17 protein-coding genes are annotated in these 22,555 nt (G+C 67.3%); 3 read left to right on the top strand and 14 right to left on the bottom strand.

Annotation, left to right across the window (positions count from 1 at the left end):
* Positions 1 to 8 precede the first annotated feature (8 nt).
* The 14 genes from ACHMXB_RS17125 to ACHMXB_RS17190 all read right to left on the bottom strand — a co-directional run bounded on the left by ACHMXB_RS17125 (position 9) and on the right by ACHMXB_RS17190 (position 17,704).
* Positions 9 to 944, bottom strand: a complete 936-nt coding sequence (locus ACHMXB_RS17125) for an intradiol ring-cleavage dioxygenase (RefSeq protein ID WP_395400274.1) — start codon at positions 942 to 944, stop codon at positions 9 to 11.
* 83 nt (positions 945 to 1,027) lie between these two features.
* Complete coding sequence (locus ACHMXB_RS17130) at positions 1,028 to 1,756, bottom strand: response regulator (RefSeq protein ID WP_395400276.1); 729 nt, start codon at positions 1,754 to 1,756, stop codon at positions 1,028 to 1,030.
* 46 nt (positions 1,757 to 1,802) lie between these two features.
* Positions 1,803 to 3,161 carry a sensor histidine kinase gene (locus ACHMXB_RS17135; protein ID WP_395400278.1) on the bottom strand — a complete coding sequence of 453 codons (1,359 nt, stop codon included), beginning with the start codon at positions 3,159 to 3,161 and terminating at the stop codon, positions 1,803 to 1,805.
* 18 nt (positions 3,162 to 3,179) lie between these two features.
* A complete protein-coding gene (locus ACHMXB_RS17140) occupies positions 3,180 to 4,058 on the bottom strand; it encodes an ABC transporter permease (RefSeq protein WP_395400280.1) in 879 nt (292 codons plus the stop codon).
* A gap of 4 nt (positions 4,059 to 4,062) precedes the next feature.
* Positions 4,063 to 5,007 (bottom strand): ABC transporter ATP-binding protein, encoded by a 945-nt coding sequence (locus ACHMXB_RS17145; RefSeq protein WP_395400282.1) that lies wholly within the window; start codon positions 5,005 to 5,007, stop codon positions 4,063 to 4,065.
* A gap of 144 nt (positions 5,008 to 5,151) precedes the next feature.
* On the bottom strand, positions 5,152 to 6,654 hold the full coding sequence (locus ACHMXB_RS17150; RefSeq protein ID WP_395400284.1) for a bifunctional phosphatase PAP2/diacylglycerol kinase family protein: 1,503 nt from the start codon (positions 6,652 to 6,654) through the stop codon (positions 5,152 to 5,154).
* A 68-nt stretch (positions 6,655 to 6,722) separates the two neighbouring features.
* Positions 6,723 to 7,919: an MFS transporter gene (locus ACHMXB_RS17155; RefSeq protein WP_395400286.1), complete on the bottom strand. Its 1,197-nt coding sequence runs from the start codon at positions 7,917 to 7,919 to the stop codon at positions 6,723 to 6,725.
* Between the two features lie 118 nt (positions 7,920 to 8,037).
* Entirely contained in the window at positions 8,038 to 9,720 is a 1,683-nt protein-coding gene (locus tag ACHMXB_RS17160) for an ABC-F family ATP-binding cassette domain-containing protein (protein WP_395400288.1), read from the bottom strand.
* 100 nt (positions 9,721 to 9,820) lie between these two features.
* Positions 9,821 to 11,806 carry a penicillin-binding transpeptidase domain-containing protein gene (locus ACHMXB_RS17165; RefSeq protein ID WP_395400290.1) on the bottom strand — a complete coding sequence of 662 codons (1,986 nt, stop codon included), beginning with the start codon at positions 11,804 to 11,806 and terminating at the stop codon, positions 9,821 to 9,823.
* An 80-nt stretch (positions 11,807 to 11,886) separates the two neighbouring features.
* Complete coding sequence (locus tag ACHMXB_RS17170) at positions 11,887 to 13,326, bottom strand: phytoene desaturase family protein (protein WP_395400292.1); 1,440 nt, start codon at positions 13,324 to 13,326, stop codon at positions 11,887 to 11,889.
* Entirely contained in the window at positions 13,319 to 14,788 is a 1,470-nt protein-coding gene (locus tag ACHMXB_RS17175) for a glycosyltransferase family 87 protein (RefSeq protein WP_395400294.1), read from the bottom strand. The genes ACHMXB_RS17170 and ACHMXB_RS17175 overlap by 8 nt, the downstream gene beginning before the upstream one ends.
* 36 nt (positions 14,789 to 14,824) lie before the next feature.
* Positions 14,825 to 14,998 (bottom strand): hypothetical protein, encoded by a 174-nt coding sequence (locus tag ACHMXB_RS17180; protein ID WP_395400296.1) that lies wholly within the window; start codon positions 14,996 to 14,998, stop codon positions 14,825 to 14,827.
* A 589-nt stretch (positions 14,999 to 15,587) separates the two neighbouring features.
* The gene (locus ACHMXB_RS17185) at positions 15,588 to 16,169 is read right to left on the bottom strand and encodes a histidine phosphatase family protein (protein WP_395400298.1); all 582 of its coding nucleotides are present in this window, start codon (positions 16,167 to 16,169) and stop codon (positions 15,588 to 15,590) included.
* Positions 16,166 to 17,704: a CCA tRNA nucleotidyltransferase gene (locus ACHMXB_RS17190; RefSeq protein WP_395400300.1), complete on the bottom strand. Its 1,539-nt coding sequence runs from the start codon at positions 17,702 to 17,704 to the stop codon at positions 16,166 to 16,168. Before ACHMXB_RS17190 ends, ACHMXB_RS17185 begins: the two co-directional genes overlap by 4 nt.
* Before the next feature lie 195 nt (positions 17,705 to 17,899).
* Between ACHMXB_RS17190 and ACHMXB_RS17195 the strand changes: the two genes are divergently transcribed.
* The 3 genes from ACHMXB_RS17195 to ACHMXB_RS17205 all read left to right on the top strand — a co-directional run bounded on the left by ACHMXB_RS17195 (position 17,900) and on the right by ACHMXB_RS17205 (position 22,504).
* The gene (locus ACHMXB_RS17195; protein ID WP_003800186.1) at positions 17,900 to 18,400 is read left to right on the top strand and encodes an NUDIX hydrolase; all 501 of its coding nucleotides are present in this window, start codon (positions 17,900 to 17,902) and stop codon (positions 18,398 to 18,400) included.
* A gap of 72 nt (positions 18,401 to 18,472) precedes the next feature.
* Positions 18,473 to 20,596, top strand: a complete 2,124-nt coding sequence (gene murJ, locus ACHMXB_RS17200) for a murein biosynthesis integral membrane protein MurJ (protein WP_395405318.1) — start codon at positions 18,473 to 18,475, stop codon at positions 20,594 to 20,596.
* Between the two features lie 171 nt (positions 20,597 to 20,767).
* Complete coding sequence (locus tag ACHMXB_RS17205) at positions 20,768 to 22,504, top strand: ABC transporter substrate-binding protein (protein WP_395400302.1); 1,737 nt, start codon at positions 20,768 to 20,770, stop codon at positions 22,502 to 22,504.
* Positions 22,505 to 22,555: the final 51 nt, after the last annotated feature.

Consider the following 22,555-nt stretch of genomic DNA (forward strand, 5'->3'; position numbering starts at 1 on the left):
GCGTTGCCCTATATGGTGACGTTGAGCCCTGCCGTGTAGCCGCCGGAGACGGAACCGGACATGGTGGCCAGCTGGTAGATGCCGCCGTCCTCGCCGAAGACGTTGTCCGATCTCAGCGTGGTGTTGGGGAAGTTACGGGCGCTGGTCTCGTAGCCCGCGGAGGCGTAGACCTCCCGGCAGGCGGCGTCGGTGAGGGCGATCTGCGAGACTGCAAGCACCTGCCCGGCCGCCGTCGCGTTGTTCATGGACTTAAACACCTCGAAGTGGATGTGCGGCCAGCGGCCGTTGTAGGCGCCGGGATAGACGGTCTTGAAGGTGACCTGGCCGTTAGCGTCCGCCTCCTGCACGCCGCGCAGGAAGTTCTCGTTCTCCAGCCCCGAATCGTAGAGCGAGTACCGCCCCTCCTTGTCGCAGTGCCAGGCATAGACGGCTGCCCCGGCCAGCGGGACGCAGCCGTTGGCGTTGTCGAGCAGGGTCAGCGTGACAGTCAGCGGGACGCCGTCCGCTTTCGTGGTGGACGTGCCGAAGCTTGAGGTGATGTCCTGCCGGACCACACCCGAGGCTTCCAGGACGTTCGGTCCGTTGGATCCGTCGCCAGGGAATGGGCCGGCCGTCTCCTGCGGAATCTCCACGCCGCACTCGGCGATCGCCCGGGTCACGGTAGGGGACGCCGAAGCCGAGACGGCAGTGGAAGGTGCCGGCTCCGTCGTCGTCGTGGTGGCGGAAGCCGACGACGGCGGTCCCGATGGTGCTGATGGCGGCGCCGATGACGACCCTCCGGGAGTGCACGCCGCAAGTGCGGCCGCCGTGCCGGCGCCGAGGAACATGCCCAGCGAACGTCGTGACACCAGCGTGGATAGATCGAATTCGAGCCCGCGGTCATGGTTGGGATGCGGCTCGTGCCGGGGCTGCCGTCCTTCGGGGAGGCGGGGTGCGGTTGTCATGGCACCATCCAACTCCAGCGGGCTATGGCCTGCATAGAGTCCCGCTGTGCGGAAGCTGTGCATGCTTCGCCGAGCGGCCCGTTTCAGTAGTCGGGGTTGCTCGGGGTCACCAGGCCTGTTTCGTACGCGTACACCACGGCCTGGACGCGGTCGCGGAGGTGCAGCTTGGTCAGAATCCGCCGCACATGCGTCTTCACGGTGGCCTCGGACAGGAAATAGCGGTGCGCGATCTCGGCATTGGACAGCCCCTCGGACATCGCTTCGAGCATCTCGGTTTCCCGGGGGGTCAGGTCCTCCAGCAGCGGGTCGCGCGGAGCAGGTGCCGCGGCGGGCGGCGACGCCGTGCCCGGACCATCCGAAGCGGCGGCGGGTCCGGCCCCGCGGACATACGTTTCAAGTAGCCGCTGCGTGACCCGGGGCGCCACGACGGCGTCCCCGCTCGCCACCACCCGCACGGCCTGGACCAGTTCGGCGGGAGCCACATCCTTAAGCAGAAAGGCCGAGGCGCCGGCCTGGAGACCGGCGAAGGCGTACTCGTCCAGGTCGAAGGTGGTCAGGATGATGATCCTGGCGCGCGAGCCCGAACCGGTGATGGCCCGGGTGGCCTCGATCCCGTCAAGCGTGGGCATCCGGACGTCCATGAGCACGACGTCAGGATCGAGGTGTCCTACCTGGCGGACGGCGTCGGCCCCGTCGGAGGCCTCACCCACCACCTCAAGGCCGTCCTCCCCCTCCAGGATGAGCCGGAAACCCATCCGAAGCAGCGGCTGGTCGTCCGCCAGCAGGACCCGGAGGCGTCCGGACTCATTCATTTGTTCCCCCATGTTGCCGTTCTCCAAGTTGCCGTCCCGCATCCGGTCAGCGTGCTGCCGGCGTGGTGCCGGTCTGCATATTGCCGTTCAGCGTGCCGCCGTTTAGTGCCAGGACAGCCCGCACGCGCCAGCCGCCGCCGGCGGCCGGGCCTGCCTCCACCGTACCGCCGTAGATTCCGGCCCGTTCCTTCATCCCCGTCAGGCCCTGTCCGGTTCCGAGCGGCGCGGCAACAAGGGCGCCGCCCGGGCTGCCACCGCCGGGGGTGACGGCCTCAACGGTGCCCCGGCCGTCGTCGAGCACTTCAATGGTGACCGTGGAATCCTGGCGCACCACCAGCACGTCCACCCGGCTTAGCGCCCGGCCATAGCGCAGCACGTTGGTCAGCGATTCCTGCACGATCCGGTACACGGTCAGCTGCAAGGCCACGTCCTCCGGCAGTGCCGGGCCGGTGTGCGAGTAATGGACCGGAAGTCCCGCGGCCCGGAAGCCGTCCAGCAGCTTCCCGAAGCTGGTGCCGTCCGCCAGCGGCTCACGGGGCGCGTGGCCGGCGGCCGCGTCATCCCGCAGGACCCCAAGCACCCGGCGCATGTCCGCCAGTGCGGTGCGGCCCGTCCGGGACAGTTCCGCCAGGACCTCCGCTGCGCGTTCCGGATCCCTTCGAACCACGACGGCGGCGCCGTCGGACAGGGCCACCATGACAGTGAGCGAGTGGGCCACGACGTCGTGCATCTCCCGGGCAATCCTGTTGCGTTCGTTGACCGACCCCAGGCGGGCGGCCCGGGCCGCCCACGCTGCAGTTTCCTGCTCGTGCTCACGCCGTTGCCGGACCGAGATGCCGATTCCGGTGGCGATGACGTTGGAGAATACGATGCTGGTGCCCGCCGCAATGCTGGTCACGAGACGGAACTCCTCGGGTGAGGAGGGAGTTCTGGGCAGCTCCCGCTCGAGCGGCCCCACTGCGGCCAGGAAGTACAGCAGTGCCAGCGGCGCCGAGGCCACCGCCATCGTGACCAGGGCAAAACGGCGCGTATGCACCACGGCCACGGCGTAGAGCGAGAACCACAGCCCTGCCGACACGTTGGATCCCCACGGATGAAGCAGGGTCACGCCAACCTCAGCCAGCGCGATGAACACCACCACGGCCACCGGGCGCCGGCGCCGCAGGAACAGGGACAGCGCAACGGCGGCAAGCAGCCCTGTCGCGGCCCACCTGCCCGCATTCACGGCGTCGATCACGGTGGGCCCCACCAGCAGCGCATAGCAGGCGACCACCACAGCATCCATGACCCGCGGACGCCGGTACAGGTAGCGCCGGACCCGGCCCCGCCGCCGGGCAGCAAGCTCGGCAAAGGACGCGTCAGCCGGGGCGGCTGACGCGTCCTTTCCCAAAACAGCATTCGTCATGTGCAAGACCTGGCCCGGCTAGACGTCCCTTTTCTTCAGCAGGATCATGGCCAGGATCACCGGTACCACGACCCAGGTGCCCAGCACGAGGGCAGCCTGCCAGACTTCGAGCGTGTCCGGGACGTGCTCTACGGCGGTCATCGGGTTGATCGTGTTTCCGGGGAGGTACTTGCGGGCCTCCTCGAAGAAGTCGCCCGGGATGAGCTGGAACGCGATCGGTGCCACGAAGAACAGGCCAACGAGGGCCATGATGCCGCCGGCGGAATTCCGTAGCAATGTGCCGAGTGCCATGCCGATTGCGGCCACCGCGGCCACATAGGCGCTGGTGACGAGGAGAAGCTTGACCGATTGCGGGCTTGCAAGGTCCAGCTTGAGGCCGAAGTTGTCCAGGATGGGCACCGATACCAGGCCTGCGATGTAGGTGGATACGGCCGTCAGGACAAAGGCGCTGACGATGACCACCACGAGCTTGGCAACGAATGCGGGCAGCCGCTTGGGCACGGCAGCGAAGGTCGAACGGGCCATGCCGGTGGTGAACTCCGAGCTCATGAGCAGGACGCCCAGTGAGCCCAGGATCAGCTGCGCAAAGGATACGCCGGAGGTGGGCACCGTGACGGCGAGGTCACCGCCCTGTGCCGCGATCGCTGCAGCCGCCTCGGGGTCGGAGGCAGCCTGGTCCGCGAACTGGCCGGTTCCCCAGGCGGACAGGGCGCCGAAGCCAACCATGACGACGGCCGTCGAGGCGAGCAGGATCATGGTGGACAGGAGCGTGCGGAACTTGATGAATTCCGAATTCAGGACCCGGAAGAAGCTTGGACCGGGCCCCGGGCTAGCTGCGTTGCGGATGGCGGCGCGGCCGGGGCCGCCGGCGGGCTGGGTGGAAGTCGAAGTACTCATGGCGTCAGTTGCCTCCGGACTGGGCGGGAACCGGGGCTCCCGTAGTGATCAGCGAGTGGTATTCGACCTCGTCCTTGGTCAGCTCCATGTAGGCCTCCTCGAGGCTCGCCTGGAGCGGGGTGAGTTCGTAGATCAGTACCTGGTTGTCCAGGGCGCTCCGGGCAATCTGGCGCGGGTCCAGGCCAGTGACCTCAAGGAGCTCGTGGTCCTGCAGCTCCACCGAGACCCCGGTTCCGGCCAGGACGTGCATGAGCCTGTCGGGCTGGTTCGAGCGGACCCGGGTCCGGCTGTGGCCCTTGCCGGTGATGATGTCCTGGATGGGGGCGTCCGCAATGATCTTTCCGCGGCCGATCACGATCAGATGGTCGGCGGTCAGGGCCATCTCGCTCATAAGGTGGCTGGACAGGAACACCGTGCGCCCTTCGGAGGCCAGGTACTTCACCAGGTTGCGCACCCAGACCACGCCTTCCGGATCGAGGCCGTTGACGGGTTCGTCCAGGATGATGGTCTGCGGGTCGCCGAGGAGCGCGGCGGCGATGCCGAGCCGCTGGCCCATGCCAAGGGAGAAGCCCTTGACCTTTTTCCGGGCCACGTCCGCGAGCCCTGTCATGTCAATGACCTCGTGCACCCGCTTCCGCGGGATGCTGTGCGTGGCGGCCATGGCCAGCAGGTGGTTGTACGCTGTGCGGCTGGTGTGGACGGCCTTGGCGTCGAGCAGCGCCCCGATTTCCCGCAGTGGTGCCGCGTGCCGGGCGAACGGGACACCGTTGACGGTCACCGTTCCCGCCGTCGGGGTGTCCAGGCCCATGATCATGCGCATGGTGGTTGACTTGCCGGCCCCGTTGGGACCCAGGAAGCCGGTGACCTGGCCGGCTTGGACGGTGAAACTGACGCCGCCGACGGCGGTTTTGTCGCCGTAGACCTTTGTCAGGCCTTCTGCCTCAATCATGGAAGCTTTCCTTTGCATAGCTGCTGGCGTGCTGTCTGGTGTGCACGTTCCACGCTACCCACGCCGCCCGCCGAATTCGCCGGTCTCAGGGATGATTCAGGGGCCAATCAGGGTTTCCGGGCATCATCCGGTGGGATGAGGCCCTCAACTGTCTTCCCGCGGTGAGTAGTAGCGCAGGGCGGCCCGCTTCAGGGTGAACTCGGCAGCCCGGACCCCGGGCATGGCCTCGCCGTCCACCGCAAGCACCATGGGGGCCGTGCCGCTCTCCACACGGACACGGGTGGCCTCCGCGAGGTGGGTGATCCGGGACGTCGCAACCGTGCCGGTCAGCACGGACCACAGCATGCGCAGCCGGGCGAAGGACTCGTCGGCGGTGATCATCCTGACGTCGAGTACGCCGTCGTCCAGCACCGGCCGGACGAGCGGGGCGTGGTCCCTCGGGTAGTAGCGGCCACGGCCCAGGTACATGATCCAGAGCCTGTGCCGGACGCCGTTGACGATCAGTGTGATCGGCTTCTCCACGGCGAAGGTCCGGAACATCGCCACGACACCGGCGAGCGGCTTCCCCAGGGCGGGCTGCAGCTGTTCGCGGCGCCGCACCAAATTCGGGTACAGCCCGATGCTCGCGGTGTTGAGCATGATGAGCTCCACTTTTTCCGGATCGTCCGCGAGTCCGCGTTCAACGGCAACGGCGCCCACGTCGGCCAGCGCCGCTGCTCCGCTTTCCGCTGCGGCCACCGCCTCCACCAGGGAAGGCGTGCCGACGTCGCGGGCGAAGTGGTTGAGGGTTCCGCCCGCCAAAACCAGCAACGGAAGATCATGCTCGACGGCGGCCGCCGCGGCAGTCCCCACAGTTCCGTCCCCGCCCCACACCCCGAGCGCCCGGATGCCCGGAATGGTGGCCGCCTCCGTCATCCGCTGGGCAACATCGTCCTCCGGCGCCATGAGAGTTATATGTGCTAGCGGGAATACTTCCTTCAGCGCCGCTGCGGTTTCCTCGGTAAAGGAGCCCCCCAAGGTATTGACGGCGATGCTCAGCCCCTCCCCGTGAGGGACTTTGGCCACCTCCACCCGCCGCCTGGAGGTGGCAGGCATGGGCGGCCGCACCGGCCACCATTTCCTTGTCACGAGGGCAGCGCCGGCCCCGATCGCGGAACCAAAGAGCACATCCGAAGGCCAGTGGGCGCCGGTATGCACTCTGGAGTATGCGACGCCCGCGGCCACGGGGGCCACAACGGCTCCCAGCACCGGCTGCACCATGCCCGTGCCCAGGGCGAACGCCACGGCTGAGGCCGAGTGCCCGGACGGCATGGACGAACTGGTGGGCTGGGGATGGACGAACCGGAAGACCGGCAGATGCTCAGGCAGGGGCCGCGCGCGGGGAAGCAGGGTTTTGAAGACGAGGTTCGTCACGGCGGAGGCCACACCCTGTGCCAGCAATCCGTGAACCGCCGCGCGCCTGGTGCGTCCCGGAATGGCAGCAGCCACGGCCGCTACGCCAAACCAGAGCTTTCCCTTGTTGGCCGAAGCCGAGAGCCGCCGGAAAAAAGTGTCATGGTGCCCGCCCGGAAAGCCGGAGACGGCCCGCATCAGCGTGCGGTCGAGGGCGGCGACCCAGCCGGGTCCGCGGCGCAGCATTCGTCGCATTTCCCCACCCTACCGCCGGGTACGAGGATGTGATCCCGCTACGGCAGATTTCTGTCCCGGGCGGCGGGTCATTCCCTGACGGGAAGGGGCTTGGCTGCGCCGGCGAGCAGCAGGGCAACCAGGATGGGCACGCCGATGGCCAGCAGTGCCAGGTGGATTCCGGTCAGGTCCCCGAGGTAGCCCAGCAGCGGGGGACCGGCCAGGAAGGCGACGTAGCCGATGGTGGAAACCACCGACACCCTGGCCGCGGCGTGCCGCGGATCGTCCGCCGCGGCTGACATCCCCATCGGAAACGCCAATGCAGCCCCCACTCCCCACAGCGCCGCTCCAACAGCGGCCAGCCAGAGGTTTCCGGCGAATACGAACAGGGCCAGGCCGGCCGCGGCGGCGGCCATGCTTCCCCGCAGCACTGTCACCCGGCCGTACTTGTCGATGACGGTGCCGCCGAAGAAGCGCATGGCGGTCATGGCCAGCACGAAGAGTGCGAAGAGCAGGGCGCCTGTCGACTCGGAGGTTCCCAGACCGTCCACGGACGCCTTCGCGATCCAGTCGTTGCCCGCACCCTCGGTCAGGGTGGCTCCGAGGACCACCACGCCAATCAGCAGGGTGCGGCCGTCCCGCCATGCCGAGGGTCCGCGGGCAGCCTTGGGTTCGCCGTCGGCGGGCTGTTCAGGGGCGGTGTGCGGGAGGAAGTAGCGGGGCACCACGAATGTCAGCACGGCAACCGAAACGGCAATGACCAACAAGTGCTGCGGCAGGCCAACCCCAAGCCCGGACAGGCCCGCCCCGATCAGGGCACCCAGGAAGGCGCCGCCGCTGAACGCCGCGTGGAACTTGGGCATGACCGTCTTGCGGAGCCGGTGCTCGACGTCGGCCCCCTCAACGTTTTGGGACACGTCCCACAGCCCGATGCCGATGCCGAAGAAAAAGAGCGCGGCGGCGGTTCCGGGCACCGACTCAGCGAGGAGTGACGCGGCGATTCCCACGCCCGCCAGTGCGGCCAGGAAGCCGCTGGCCCGCACAGTGTTGGCGGTGCCTATCCTGTTGATGACGTGCCCGGCGGTGGGAAGCGCGATCAGCGATCCGACGGCCGTGCACAGCAGCAGGGTCCCCATCTGGCCCGACGAGATGCGCAGGATCTCCGTGACAGCCGGAATGCGGGCTGCCCAGCTCGCAAAGACCAGGCCGTTCGCTCCGAAAATGATGAACGTTGCCAGGGCGGCGGCGGAGACCTGCCGGCCGGCGAGCTGCTGGGTTGAGGTCATTCGACAACTCTAGTGCCGCCGACGCTCTCTCACTTCCCGCAGCAAATCGGCCGACGCTCTCTCATCGTGTGAGAGAGCGCCGCACCAAAACGTGCAGGAAATGAGAGAGCGTCCGGCGTCAGCGGGCGCGTTCCACCCGCTTCTCGTCCCAGACGGGCTCGGCCGACTCGTACACCTTGCCGTCGGAGCCGAAGACCAGGAAGCGGTCGAAGGTGCGGGCGAACCAGCGGTCGTGGGTGACGGCCAGGACCGTGCCCTCGAAGTGGTCGATGGCCCGTTCCAGCGCCTCGGCTGAGTGCAGGTCGAGGTTGTCCGTGGGCTCGTCCAGCAGGAGCAGCGTGGCACCGGAGAGCTGCAGCAGCAGGATCTGGAACCGCGCCTGCTGGCCGCCGGAGAGCGACTCGTACTTCTGCTCCGACTGTCCCGCCAGTCCGTAGCCGTCGAGTGCCCCGGCAGCGGCCTCGCGGCCCAGCCCGGAACGGTGCTCGTCGCCGCGGTGCAGGATTTCGAGCAGTGTGCGGTTCATCAGGTCGGGCCGGACGTGGGTCTGCGCGAAGAACCCGGGCCGGATACGGGCGCCAAGCTTCACGGTGCCCTCGTGGGGCACTTCGGCGATTTCGACGTCGGACACCGGAAGGTGTTCCCGCTCCGGATCCGTGCCGCCGGTAGCGAGCAGCCGCAGAAAGTGCGACTTGCCGGAGCCGTTCGAGCCCAGCACGCCCACCCGGTCCCCGAACCAGATCTCGGTGGAGAAGGCCCTCATGAGGCCGGTCAGCTCCAGCTTTTCGGCCACGATGGCGCGCTTGGCGGTGCGGCCGCCCTTGAGCCTCATCTGGACGTTCTGCTCGATCGGCAGGGCTTCCGGCGGCCCGACCTCAAGGAACTTGGCCAGACGGGTCTGGGCTGCGTGGTAGCGGTTGGCCATGTCTGAGCGGAAGGCGGCCTTGTTCTTGTACATGTTGACGAGTTCCTTGAGCTTTGCGTGCTCCTCGTCCCACCGCTTGCGGAGCTCCTCGAAGCGGGCGTTCCGGTCCGCCCGTGCCTCGACGTAGGAGCCGAAGCCGCCGCCGTGGATCCAGGCCCCTGCCCCGTTGATGCCGGGTTCAAGGGTGACGATGCGGCCGGCGGCGTTGTTCAGCAGCTCCCGGTCATGGCTGATGAAGAAGACTGTCTTCTTCGATTCATTGAGCTTGTCCTCGAGCCAGCGCTTGCCCGGGACGTCGAGGTAGTTGTCCGGTTCGTCGAGGAGCAGGAGTTCGTCGGGACCGGCGAAGAGCGCCTCCAGCACCAGCCGCTTCTGCTCGCCGCCGGACAGCGTGGACGCCCGGCGGTGCTGCGCGCGGTCAAAGGGCAGGCCCAGGGCGGCCATGCAGACCTCGTCCCAGACGGTTTCGACGTCGTACCCGCCGGCGTCCCCCCAGTCGACGATCGCCTGGGCGTACCGCATCTGGGTGGGCTCGTCGTCGTGCTCCATCATGGCGAGCTCCGCCTCATCCACGGCGCGGGCGGCGTCCGCCAGCGCCGGCGGTGCGGCGGATACGAGGAGGTCGCGGACTGTCGAGTCGTCGCGGACCTGCCCCACGAACTGCCGCATGATGCCCATGTTTCCGGAGCGGCCGATTACGCCTTCGTCCGGGGTCAGGTCGCCGGAGATGATGCGGAACAGGGTGGTTTTGCCCGTTCCGTTGGGTCCGATCAGCGCCGTCTTGGTGCCGTCCGGCACCTTGAAGGTCACCCCGTTCAGCAGCTGGGTGCCGTCGGAGAGGAAGTAGTCAATGCCGGAAACGTCAATATGGGCCACCGGGCAATTCTCCCATGCCCCGCCCGCCGGAGTTTTTGTCCAGATCGTGCCCAAGAGGGCCCTAAAGTCGCGACAATTGGACAAAAACTCCAGCGAAGGGTCAGCCGGCGGCGGTCAGGAACTTCTTCAGCAGCGGGCCGGAGGTGGTGGCGCCGAGCCCACCGTCCTCAACGAACACGGCAACGGCCAGGTCACCGTGCACGGCAATGATCCAGGCGTGCGTCTTGGGCGGGTTAGCGTTGCCGAACTCGGCGGTTCCCGTTTTGGCACCGACGGGTTCGCCGGGGACCTCGGCCAAGAACCCGGCGTGACCGGAAGTCACCACCGCCCGCATCATGTCTGCGAGGGCCGCGGCCTCCGCTTTGGTGACCGGCGTCTGGGCGGTCTTGGCCGGGGCTTCAGCTGTGACGGTCGACGACGGGGCGGAACCTTCCGGGGTCGGCGCCGGGCTGGCCGACGACGTTGCGGGAGCCGTCTCCTCCACGAGGACCGGTGACACGGGCGAGCCCTTCGCCACCGAGCCTGCCATCACTGCTGCCGCCAGCGGTGACATCAGCACCCGGCCCTGGCCGATCATGGCTGCCGCGTGCTCGGTACCCTCAGCCTCGCCGGGAACGGAGCCAAGGAACGCCTCGGCGCCCAGCTTCGGTGCCTCCACGGCCACCCCGAGGGAGGTGGCGGCCGACTCCAGCTGGGCCTGGGTGACCTTGTCCCGGGCGGCGATGAAGGCGGTGTTGCAGGAGTGCGCGAAGGCGTCACGCAGGGTCACGGATCCGAGCGAGTCCTTGGGATAGCCCTCGGCGTTCTTGAATTTCCTGCCGTCGACGGTGAGCGTGGGCGTGCATTCAACGGTGGAATCGGGGGTGAATCCGTTGCGCATCATGGCGAGGGAGTCCACCACCTTGAAGGTGGATCCCGGCGCGTACTGGCCGAGCATGGCGGTGTTGTAGCCGTTGCTTCCGGGTCCCGACGCTGCGGCCAGCACCGCTCCCGTGGACGGCCGGATCGCCACGATGGCGGATGCCGGCTTGATGTCGGCCAAGGTTTCCTCGGCGAGCTGCTGCAGCTTCGTGTCGAGGGTGGTCTGCAACGGTGTGCCGGGAACTCCCTGCACTTCAAAGACGGTGCGCCGCGGGTCCGTGGGTGCGGCCTGGATCTCTTCCCGGGTCAGATCGGCGCGCTGCACCCGGACGACGGTGCCATCCGTGCCGCGGAGCTGGGCGTCATACTGCTGCTGGAGTCCGCCGGTGCCGATCACGTCACCGGCGGTCAGGGCCCCGTTGGACTTTTCAATCTGCTCGGCGCTGGCTTCGCCCACCGTGCCGAGGACGGCCCGCGCGAAATTCCGCGTCGGTGCCAGCGGCAGTTGGTCCGGGATGGCCCGGCCACCGGGGATGGCCTCGATCTCGGCGTCGGTCACGGCGCGGTCGCTGGTGTTGCGCAGGGTGATGGCCGGAACGAACGCTTCCGCGCCGGATGCCGCCACCTGCTGCACGTAGGCCGCGGGATCCACGCCCACCAGCTTGGCGAGCTTGGTGGCGGAATCTGCGGCATCGGCGCCTCCCAGCTGGGGCTTGTCGATGCCTACCTTGACCACCGGTCGCAGCGTCACGAGCTTCTGGTTGCCGGCGCCGAGAATGTCGGCGCGCGGGGACGACTGGGTGGCCTTGCTGAGGATTTCCCCTTCGGCCAGGTTGGGGACGAGTAGCCCGGGCGACCATACGGTGAGCCACTTGTCGCCGGATTTCCGCAGGTCGGCCGAGACGGTGTACTTCCACTCGCCGGTGGAAATCTTCCAGCTGTAGTTGAGCGGGATACGGGCGGTGTCCCCGTCGAGCGTCAGCTCACCCGCTTCGACGGAGGGCTTGGCCGGCGCCAGCGCCTTGAAGACCTGGTTGAGCTGGTCATTGGCCACTGCCGAGTCGCGCCCGTCGAAGGCCACCGGGCGGAGGTCCAGGCCGGCGACGGCGGAGGCAAGCTGCTTCGCCGCGGCTTCCGCGCCGCCGCGGCCGTCGTCGCACGCCACCAGTGAGCCGCTGAGTATGAGACCGGCAAGGACAAGTGAAAGTTTTTTAGTGTTCCCCACTGCGTTATTATCCCCCGGCGGCTGCCCGACGCCAGCCACGCCACAGCAACACCCGTTCGCTCTTGTGGAAGAAGGGCGGGCTAAAGGCCAAGGGCAGGGACGTCCAGCCCAAATATGTCCTTGAGCGCGTGTTTGGCCGCGTGGAACCCGGGCATGCCGGTGACCCCGGGTCCCGGCGGCGTCGAGGAGGAGCAGAGATATACTCCGCGGGCCGGGGTGCGCCATGGAACGGACGAGACGACCGGACGCTGGACCAGGCCCCGGGGATCCAGGAGGCCGGCGCTGAAGTCGCCGCCGACGTAGTTCTCGTTGTAGGCGGCCAGTTCGGCCGCCGTCGTCACCTTGTGCCGTACGACGAGGTCCCGGAACCCGGGGGCGAAGCGTTCCAGCTGGTCCATGACGGCCTGGCCCATGTCCACCGTGGACCCCGCAGGGACGTGGCAGTAGGTCCAGAGGATATGCCTGCCCTCCGGCGCGCGGCCTGCGTCAACGACGGATGGCTGCGAGACCAGGACGTAGGGCCGCTCCGGGTGCCTGCCCTGGGACACTGCGTTCTCCGCCTCGGTCATCTCCGCCCGGGTGCCGCCCACGTGCACCGTTCCGGCCCCTGCCAGTCCCGCACCGGTCCACGGCACAGGCCCGGACAGGATGAAGTCCACCTTGCACGCGCCGTTGCCGAACCGGAAGGACTCCAGCGCGCGGCGGTAGGAGGCGGGCAGGCGGCTGCCGGCGATGCGAGCCAGGGCGGGAGGCGCAACGTCCAGAAGCACCGCCTTCGCCGGCTCGAGCTCCGCCAGCGAGGTGACGCGGAAACCCGTCTGCAGCACACCGCCGTGGGCTTCAATGTCCGTGGCCATCGCCTCGGCGATCGCAGAGGATCCGCCCACCGGAATGGGCCAGCCCCCGCTGTGTGCCAAAGCGTTCAGCAACAGGCCGGCCCCCGCCCCGGACAGTGACGGCAGGCGCCCCACCACGTGGGCGGCCACACCGCTGACCAGCGCAGGTGCCCTGTCCTCCCGGAACCGTAAATTCCAGGTCGGCGATCCCTGCTCAAGGGTCCGCAGGCCCAGAACGGCGGCGGCCAGCGGGTGACCGGGAATCCTCAGCAACTGGTCGGACGTGGTCTGCACGATGCCGTCAATGTGCCGCACCAGCGGAGCGATGAGCCTGCGGTAGGCGCGCCCGTCCCGGCCCAGCTCGTCCGCGGTACGGTCGAGCGACCGGTACGCAAGGGCCGAACGCCCACCGTCCAACGGGGAGCCGAACTGCACCGGCGGAAGCAGCAGGTCCACCCGCCGCGCCAGGTCGAACGCCCGGAAAAAGGGCGAGGCCAGTGCCATCGGGTGAACGGCGGAGCAGACGTCGTGCCAGTGCCCTTCCTCCATGACCTGGGACGTCCGGGAGCCCCCGCCGAGCTGGTCCGCGGCCTCATAGACGTGCACCTTGAGCCCCGCCCGCGCCATGACGACGCCGGCGGCGAGTCCGTTAGGTCCGGAACCTACGACGGCCACATCAGGCATCGGGGGCCACCGTCCGCCACGGGACCAGGGACGCCGAGGGACGGAGCAGGTCGATCCGCAGCCTGTCCGCGGCGTTGTCGAAGGGGCCGCCGTGGGGATCGTCCATGGCGTGCCGCCGGATCGGATCGTAACGGGGGTCCCAGATGTCCCAGGCGACCCGCAGCATGAGATATGCAGTTGCAAGCATATGGGCGGCTACGGCCAGGACGTAGTAGGGCATGTCGATGTTGTGCTGTGATACGCCGCCGCTGGTCACTTGGCCAAGATACATCCAGATGGCGGCCCAGTGCAGCCCCTCGATGCCCTGCCAGACCAGGAAGTCACGCCACTTCGGCCGGGCGAGGGCAAGCAGCGGCACCAGCCAGAGGACAAACTGGGGTGAGTAGACCTTATTGGTGAGGATGAAGGCCGCCACGATCAGGAAGGTCAGCTGCGCAATCCGCGGCCGTTGCGGGGCGGTCAGGGCCAGGACCGCAATGAGGACGCAGGCAAGCAGGAACACATTCAGGGCCAGCGAGTTGATGGCCTCCGGAGTAAGGAGCGTCCAGCGCACCCGCCCGGCCACCAGGTTGTACGCAAACCAGGGCGAGCTGTAGCCGGCGGGACGGTCCTGGGTGAACTCGAAAAAGTACTTCCAGCCGGCCGGGTCCCGCGCGGCAATGGGCAGGTTGACGGCGAGCCAGGCCGCGGCCGCGGAGGCTGCCGGGACCAGGAAGGCACGGATCTTCCCTGTGCGCAGGGCCAGCAGGAAGATGGCGCCGAAAACAAGGACGGGATAGAGCTTGGTGGCAGTCCCCAGTCCGATCAGGACGCCGGCCAGGACCAGCCGCTCCCTGGAAAGGAAGTACATGCCGAGAGCCAGCATTGCCACAGCCCACATGTCCCAGTTGATCACTCCGGCGAGGACGATGCCCGGCGCCAGGGCCACCATGGCTGCATCCCAGGGCCGCCGGCGGGCCATGCGGGCCGTGGCCAGTACCGTGACAATCCAGACCGCGGCAATCAGGGTGGCGTTAACATCGAAGTAGCCGAGGATGCGGGCGTTGGTGACTCCCTCCCCGGGCACCAGGCGGGCCGTGATGCCGGCAATCAAGCCCATCAGGACGGGATACTCGAAAAACGCATCCGGCGTGAAAAACGGAAAGGCCCCGTCGCCCAGGCCCCGGTTGCGGAATAGCTCCGGGAAGTCCGAGTAGCAGGTGGCGTAGAACTGCGACGGCGTCTCCCAGCCGTTCACCCGGCAGTAATCCTTGACGGCGATGGCAGCGAGGGCGGAGAGCACGGTCAGGATGATCAGCACGCGTTCCACTGTGAAGAAGCCGGGCGCAACCACCCCCGGGGCAGACCGCCGGCCCAGGGGCCCGCCGATGAGCTCGGTGAAGTTGCGCAGGAGCCGGTCGCTGCGGCTCGGCACCACCAGGCGCGCGAGCTTTCGATCGGGCGGCGGCTGTGTCTCCTGCATGGTCTCGAGCTTACCGGTGGCTCCCTGGCCTGCGGTTCAGCGCATACCGCTCATCTGCTGATGCATGAGCACATAGACGTCCTCGCGTTTCTGGTCCAGCAGCTGGCCGTCGAACTGTGATTGCTGGACCGGTGCAAGCCCGGAGCCGGAAAGGCCGGCATCACCGCTGGAACCGCGCTCGGAGAAAACCTCCTGTAGTTTGCGGAGCATAGTTTTTTCACCTCCCTTCGGAAAAGTGATGAGAAGAATCCGGGCGTGGCAATTACAGCCATTCGGGGATGCAAAGAAATGGCTGTAAAAAGGCAAAGAAATGCCCGGTAAAGGAAATGTAATTAGAAAAGGCGGCATTGGCCCGCGAAGCGGCAGCGCGGCAAGCCCAACAGGAAGCTGGGTTCCGAACTATGGGGGAGCTGCGCAACCGCGTGGTTCCGCTACGGCAGACTGCCGGGTCAGAGCTTCTGGGAAAGCGGCAGAATTGGCCGCCGCGGGCCGGCCTGCGCTCCCGTTACAAGTGGGAGACGGGCAGGGCCGTCAGAATTAGGCTCGGGTGAGTCCGTGAAGAGGGCGCGGGTCAGCAACGAAGGCCGGGAACGCGGTGATGGTCATCTTCCATCCGCTAGTCAAAGTAATCATTTTCCCAACCTCCTTTTCTGCTCTGCCGGTGCCGGCTGACTGGCCGGGCAACGGGCGCCATGACCCTGGCGGATCGCACTGGGGTCAGGAATAAAAGTACACCAGGAATGATCCGGTTGACTACTTATTTTCCGAAAATTCGAAAAACAAATGCAAAAGGAACCTTTTAGAGGCCCCAGCGGACAATGGCAGGCGTCCTTTTGTCCCAGCCCAGGGTGCAGACTTTTGCTGTTCCCAGAATGAAGTGCCGGCCCTCTTCAGGTTCGAGTTCCAGCCAGCGGGCGGTGAGGATGCGGGAAAAGTGGCCGTGGGCCACAATCAGGACGTTGTCCAGCCCTGACTCCAGGACCCGGGCCACGATCTTGTCTGCCCGGGCGGCCACATCATGCAGCTTCTCGCCGTTGGGGACGCCGTGCGTCCAGATCAGGTAGTCCGGGTTGTCCTTGCGGATCAGGTCCGAGCTGATGCCCTCATAGTCGCCATAGTCCCATTCCACGGCCAGCGGTTCGTGGACTGCATCCGGAAAACCGGCGAGTTCCGCGGTGCGCCGGGCGCGGCGCAGCGGAGAGGTCAGGACCAGGTCGAAATCAACGCTGTCCAGGACCCTGCGCGCCTCGACAGCCTGCTGCTCGCCCTCCACTGTCAGTGGCAGGTCCGTCAGCCCGGTGTACTGGCCACTCTTGGACCATTCGGTTTCGCCGTGCCGCAGGATCCAAAGCTGGGGTCGGGCGATGTTGGCGGCGTTCACTTGGACTCCTCGGTTAGGGAAGATTCGACGTCGGCGGGAGAGTCGGGAGACACAGAAGTAGCGGGAGCGTCGGCAGACTCAGATATAGCAGGAGCAACGGCTTCGGGCTGCTCAGCCCACCAGGCCCGCAGACGGGACTCGGCGTCGGCCGGGTCGAGCGGGCCGTTCTCCATCCGTTCCTCCAGCAGGAACTTGTACGCCCTGCCCACGACGGGCCCGGGCCTGAGGTCCAGCAGGGCCATGATCTCGGCGCCGTTCAGGTCCGGACGGACCGCGTCCAGGGATTCCTGCTCGCGGAGGGCCGCGATCCGGGATTCGAGGTCGTCGTACGCAAAGGACAGCCGGTCGGCTTTGCGCTGGTTGCGCGTGGTGACGTCGGAGCGGGTGAGGCGGTGCAGGCGCTCCAGCAGGGGCCCGGCGTCGGTCACATAGCGGCGCACGGCCGAGTCGGTCCAGCCGGCATCGCCGTAGCCGTAGAAGCGCATGTGCAGTTCCACGAGGCGGGCAACCGCCTTGATGGTGTCGTTGTCGAAGCGCAGGTTCTTCATCCGCTTCGTCGTCAGTTTGGACCCCACCATGTCGTGGTGGCGGAAGCTGACCGCGCCGCCCGGTTCGAACCGGCGCGTAGCCGGCTTCCCGACGTCGTGCATCAGCGCCGCAAAACGCAGGACAAAGTCGGGGCCGGGGACGGCGCCGTCGGAATCAGTCTCCAGGGCGGCCGCCTGCTCCAGGACTTGGAGGGAGTGCTGGTAGACGTCCTTGTGGCGGTGGTGTTCGTCTGCTTCGAGCCGGAGCGCGGACACCTCGGGCAGCACGAACTCGGCGAGGCCGGTGTCCACGAGCAGGTCGATGCCCACGCGGGGATGCCGCCCGCACACGAGTTTGACCAGCTCATCGCGGACGCGCTCGGCCGAGATGATGCTGATGCGCTCGGCCATCCGGGTCATGGCGACGCGGACATCGTCCCGCACGGACACTCCAAGCTGGGACGCAAACCTCGCCGCCCGCATCATCCGCAGGGGATCGTCGGAGAAGGATGCCTCGGGAGCGCCCGGGGTGGCCAGCGCGGAGGCGTGCAGGTCGCGGACTCCGCCAAACGGGTCCACAAGTTCCAGCGAAGGCAGCCGAAGGGCCATGGCGTTGATGGTGAAGTCGCGCCGCAGCAGGTCGTCCGTGAGGGAGGAGCCGAAGGCCACCACAGGTTTCCGGGACTCCGGGTCGTACGCTTCGGCACGGTAGGTGGTGATTTCAATCTGGAAGCCGGCCTTGCGCATGCCGATCGTTCCGAAGGCGCGGCCGATCTCCCAGAAGTTGTCCGCCCACTTCTTGATCAGGGCCACGGTCTGGTCGGGCGTCGCGTCCGTCGTGAAATCGAGGTCGGGGGAGGTGCGGCCCAGGAAGAGGTCCCGGACCGGGCCGCCAACGAGCGACAGCTCATGACCGGCGTCCACGAACCGCTGACCCAGCTCCAGGACCACCGGGTCCACCTGGAAGTCAACGGTGTGAAGATCAGTCTTTTGATGTGCGTGCGCCATAGTTACTTAAGCTTGTCAGAAAACCAAGCCACACCGCACCAAATCCCGTCATTGTGCGATGGCGCCGGCAAACCCCGTCACATGCAGTCCACCCGGAAGCCATGTCCCGGTCATCACGGCGGGGCAAGAGTCGTTAGAGTGGACTGCATGGCCCATCCAGTACCGAGCGCTCCCGGCAGGAGGACGAACCCACCGTTGCCGTCGGCAATCGGTGCCCACGTCGCGCCTGCACCGCACTCGGCCCCGGCCTCGCTCCCCACCGTCGAGGAGGTCTCCGCCGGAGGCGTCGTGGTGGACACGTCCGACGACGAACTGAGGGTAGCGATTATTGCCCGCCTTAACAGGGGCGGACGGCTGGAGTGGTGCCTGCCCAAGGGCCACCCCGAGGGTCGGGAGAACAACGAGGAAGCCGCGGTCCGTGAGATTGCCGAGGAAACCGGCATCGACGGTGACATTCTGGCCCCGCTGGGCAGCATCGATTATTGGTTTACCGTCAGCGGGCACCGCGTGCACAAAACGGTGCACCACTACCTGCTGCGCGCCACCGGCGGCGAACTCACCATCGAAAACGATCCTGACAAGGAAGCGGTTGATGTTGCCTGGGTTCCCATCCACGAGCTTGCGCGCAAGCTTTCGTTCCCCAATGAACGCCGCATCGCCGACCTGGCACGCGAAGTACTTCCGGAGCACCTCTGACCGTCCGGCAGTGCCTGCCGGACACCCCGTTGCGTGCCGCGATATCAGCGCCCAGGTGAGACGATGAAGACGATGTCAGCAGCCAATCCGTCCTCCGACCAGCCCGCGCAGCCGGGCGAAACACCTCCGGGTGTGACGCCCGCCAGCGACGCAGCCTCCAGTGCCGCGCAGCCCGGCGAGGCCCGTTCCAGCGCCATCATGGCTGCCGGGACGCTGGTGTCGCGTGTGCTGGGATTCGGCAAGACCTGGATGCTCGGCGCGGCGCTGGGCCTGGGCTCGACAGTGAATGACACGTTCATCAACGCCAACAACCTGCCCAACCTGATCTTCCTGCTCGTGGCCGGCGGGGTGTTCAATGCCGTGCTGGTCCCGCAGATCATCAAGGCCAGCAAGGCTCCGGACAGGGGAGCGGACTACATCAGCAGGCTGCTCACGCTGGCAGTTCTCGTGCTTCTGTCCCTTACCCTGCTGGTCACGCTGTTGGCGCCGGCCGTCATCGAACTCACCACGCAGGGCTACTCGCCGCAGCAAAAGGCACTGGCTGTTACCTTCGCCTTCTGGTGCCTGCCGCAGATCTTCTTCTATGGCCTCTACGCGCTGCTGACGCAGGTCCTTAATGCCAACGGCGCCTTCGGCCCGGCCATGTGGGCCCCCATCCTGAACAACATCGTGGCCATCGCCGGCCTTGGCATGTTCATCTGGATCTTCGGTGCCAACAGGGACAACCCGCACTCGCTGGATAACTGGGGTGCTTCCCAGACGTTCTTCATCGCCGGGTTCTCCACCATCGGCGTCCTCTCCCAGACGGCCATCCTCCTGGTCCCGGTATTCCGGCTGAAGCTGGGGCTCCGTCCGCGCTTTGGCTGGCGCGGGGTGGGGCTGGGCCATGCCGCGAGGCTAAGCGTCTGGACGCTCCTGACCGCGGCTGCGGGGCAGCTCGCGTTCCTGTACGTCATGCGGATCGCCACCATCCCCGGAGCCGAGCGGCTCCGGCTGCAGGAGGCCGGCGACCCAGCCGGCGACATGCTTCCGGGCAACGCGGTCCTGGAAGTGGCCAGCCAGCTGTACCTGCTCCCGCACTCGATCATCGCGCTCTCCCTGGCAACCGTGCTGTTCAACCGGATGACCCGCGCCTCGCAGGACGGCAACCGGGCGGAGCTCCGCGAAGCCCTGTCGCACGGGCTGCGGACCATGGCGGTGGCAACGGTGTTCGGTGCGCTGGCGCTGTTCGCCCTCGCCGGGCCGCTGGGCATGTTCTTCTCCGGCGGTACCCGCACGGACGGCGTAATGCTTGCGCAGACGCTTACCATCCTGGCGCTGAGCACCCCGTTCATGAGCGCCAACTTCATGATGTCCCGGGTCTTCTACGCCAACGAGGACGCGCGCACGCCGTTCTACATCCAGCTGGTGCTGGCCCTGGTGAATGTGGTGGCCGCGTTCTTCATCCAGTTCCTGCCGTTCGATCAGATCATTTTCGCCATCGCCGTACTTTACACCGCGGGGAACATCCTCTCGGTGGTCGTCTCCGCCATCTTCCTGCGCCGCCTGCTGGGGCACCTGGACGGTCCGCGGATCATCAACTCCTATATCCGTATGGGCTACGCCGCCCTCGGCTCGGCCATCGCCGGTGTGGGTGCGCTGTGGCTTATGGGCAGCTACAGCCCGGTGGGCTTCGCCTGGAGCAGCCGGCCGGCCGCCCTGGCGACCATCACCGTCGTCGGGCCTGTCATGCTGGCGGTGTACCTGATGCTGCTCAAGCTGTTCCGCGTCACCGAGCTGCGCGATCTGCTGCGGCCGCTGCTGGGGCGGCTTGGCCGCGGTTCCGGCGGGGATTCCAGTGCACCGGCGGCTGCGCCCGCTGCCGCGGCTAACACCGGGGATTCGGCTGCCGGAGCGTCCGCTGGCACCGCTGCTGTGCGGCGTCCGACGCCGGAACGCGCCACGGTCTCTTCGGACACCGGACTGATTCCCCGGATTTCCGGCGAGTTCGATTCCGCCTCCTTCCGCGCCGGGCCCGCGCCGCAGCCGGAACCGGAAGATTACGACGCCGCCACTTACCTTCCCGAGGAGGACGTCCCCGGGACGGCGCGTGGGAACGCCCTGCGCGGGGAGATCCCGCTCCCTGGCCGCCGGACCTACCAGGGAACCCCCGGCCAGAACCCCCACTTTCCGTCACGGCGGAGGAAGAAAAAGTAGCCCGGGAGAGAGCCGGTCAGCCCCGTCTTCCGCGGCCGTTGCACAGCATCGGCTAGGATCGAGGGGAACAAAGGTAGTTGCAGACCACGGGTCCGCCGGCGCGCCGGAGGCCTTTCAGGGCGATGCATCGCCAGGGCCAGAAGCATTTCCCGGACAGGCTAGGAGGAACACGTGTCCCACCCGATCGATGTCGGATCAGTACTTGGCGGCCGCTACAAGGTCACGGCCACAGTGCTGAGCTCGCATGACCAGGATCTGGTGCTGGACGGTGTGGACCAGGTGCTTAACCGTTCGGTCAGCATCCTGGTGGCCGGCCCGTACAACGCCGATCAGGTGGCCCAAAGTGCCCGTGAAGTGGCCACGGGGGAGCGCCCCGGGAACGTGCAGATTTTGGACCTTGGTGTCAGCGACGCCACGACCTACCTGATCACCAACCACACCTCCGCCGCTGACCTGCTGGACCTCGTGGTTGCTTCCAACCCGCCCTACGTGGAGCCTTTCTTCACGGACACCCTGGGCAGCGAGATCTTCGGCCAGGCGCGCTCCAACGAACCCGAAACCTACGACGAAGACGACGAGGTCGAAGCCGGGTACATCAACTACAGCGAAGGCCAGTCCGGACAGTATCCTGCCACCGCCCCGAGTCCCGCCGGCGGCCGGTCCGCCCACGGGGCAACGGTTCACGAGGCCTCGGCTCCGCAGGGGCGCGGGGAGCAGGCTCCTGCTCAGGCACCCACAGCGCCGGTGCGGAAGGCTCCCGTCGTGCCACCGCTTCCGGCTGCCCGCCCCGTCGCGGGGCCGGCTGCGGCAGGCGCGGCCGCCGCAGGTGCCGCCATCGGCGCTGCCGGTGCGCGGGGAAACCGGCAGAGCGTCCCGGAGACCACTGCGCCGCAGCCGGTTCAGCCGGACAGGGGCTACGAGCAGGACGCCGGCCACGAGTCCGCCCAGCACGACAACGTTGAGCAGGCGCTCCTGCAGCGCGACAGCAACCGTTCCGGAAACGCCGCACGCGGTGCCGCCGGTGCAGGTGCGGCAGCCGCAGCTTCCGCGGGGGCGTCCGGCGGCGGCCGCAGCTCATCCAAGGTGTCGCTGTGGTCCCAGAACGACTATGACTACGCCCCCGAAGACGGCTATGACGACGACGCCAGCGACGCGCACGAGCCGGACCGCCGGGCAGGCAATTTCCCTCCCGTCGCCCGTACCGGCGCTGCTCCCGCTGCCGACTATTACGACGATGAAGACGACGAGCCACAGAAGGAGCCGCGTTCCATGCGTTGGCTCGTTGGTGGCCTTCTCGCGGCCGTCCTGATCGTCGGACTCATCTTCGCCGTGACCAACCTCGGCAGCCTCTTCAAGAGTGCACCGCAATCGGAAGCAACCCCCGGAGCCAGCGCACCGCCGTCGGCTGCCACCCAGCCGAGTACCGCCACGCCGACCCAAAGCACCGCTCCGGCGGCAGGGCCGCCGGCCATCGAGGGGATCACCCGTCAGGGCAACTTTGATTTCGCTTCGACCTACGACGGCGACCTCGGCAAGGCGTCCGACGGAAACGCGGCGAGCTACTGGTCAGACATGGAGTTTGCCACCGAGGACTGGGGCGGCCTTGCTCCCGAGGGTGTCCCGCTGGTGGTCAAGCTTAAGAGCCCTTCCAAGGTCTCCTCGATCACACTGAACCAGCTGGGTGCCTCGGGTGGAAGCATTACGGTCTTCACCAACGACCGCCCGTCGCTGGACGGTGCAAAGCAGGTGGGAACCAACAGCTTCACCTCGCCTGACCTCACCATGCCTCTGGCCGAACCGGTGACCGCCCAGTACGTCATCGTCTCGATCAAGAACCTGCCCAAGCTCGCAGCCCCGAAAACCCGCTTTGGCTACGGCCTGCGGCTCGCAGAGATCAAGGTCCAGTAGAGGACAACGCCCCTTAGTGGACACCACGCAGTAGGGGACACTGCCCGTTCA

Source organism: Arthrobacter sp. UC242_113, from assembly GCF_044054585.1.
Taxonomy (GTDB): domain Bacteria; phylum Actinomycetota; class Actinomycetes; order Actinomycetales; family Micrococcaceae; genus Arthrobacter.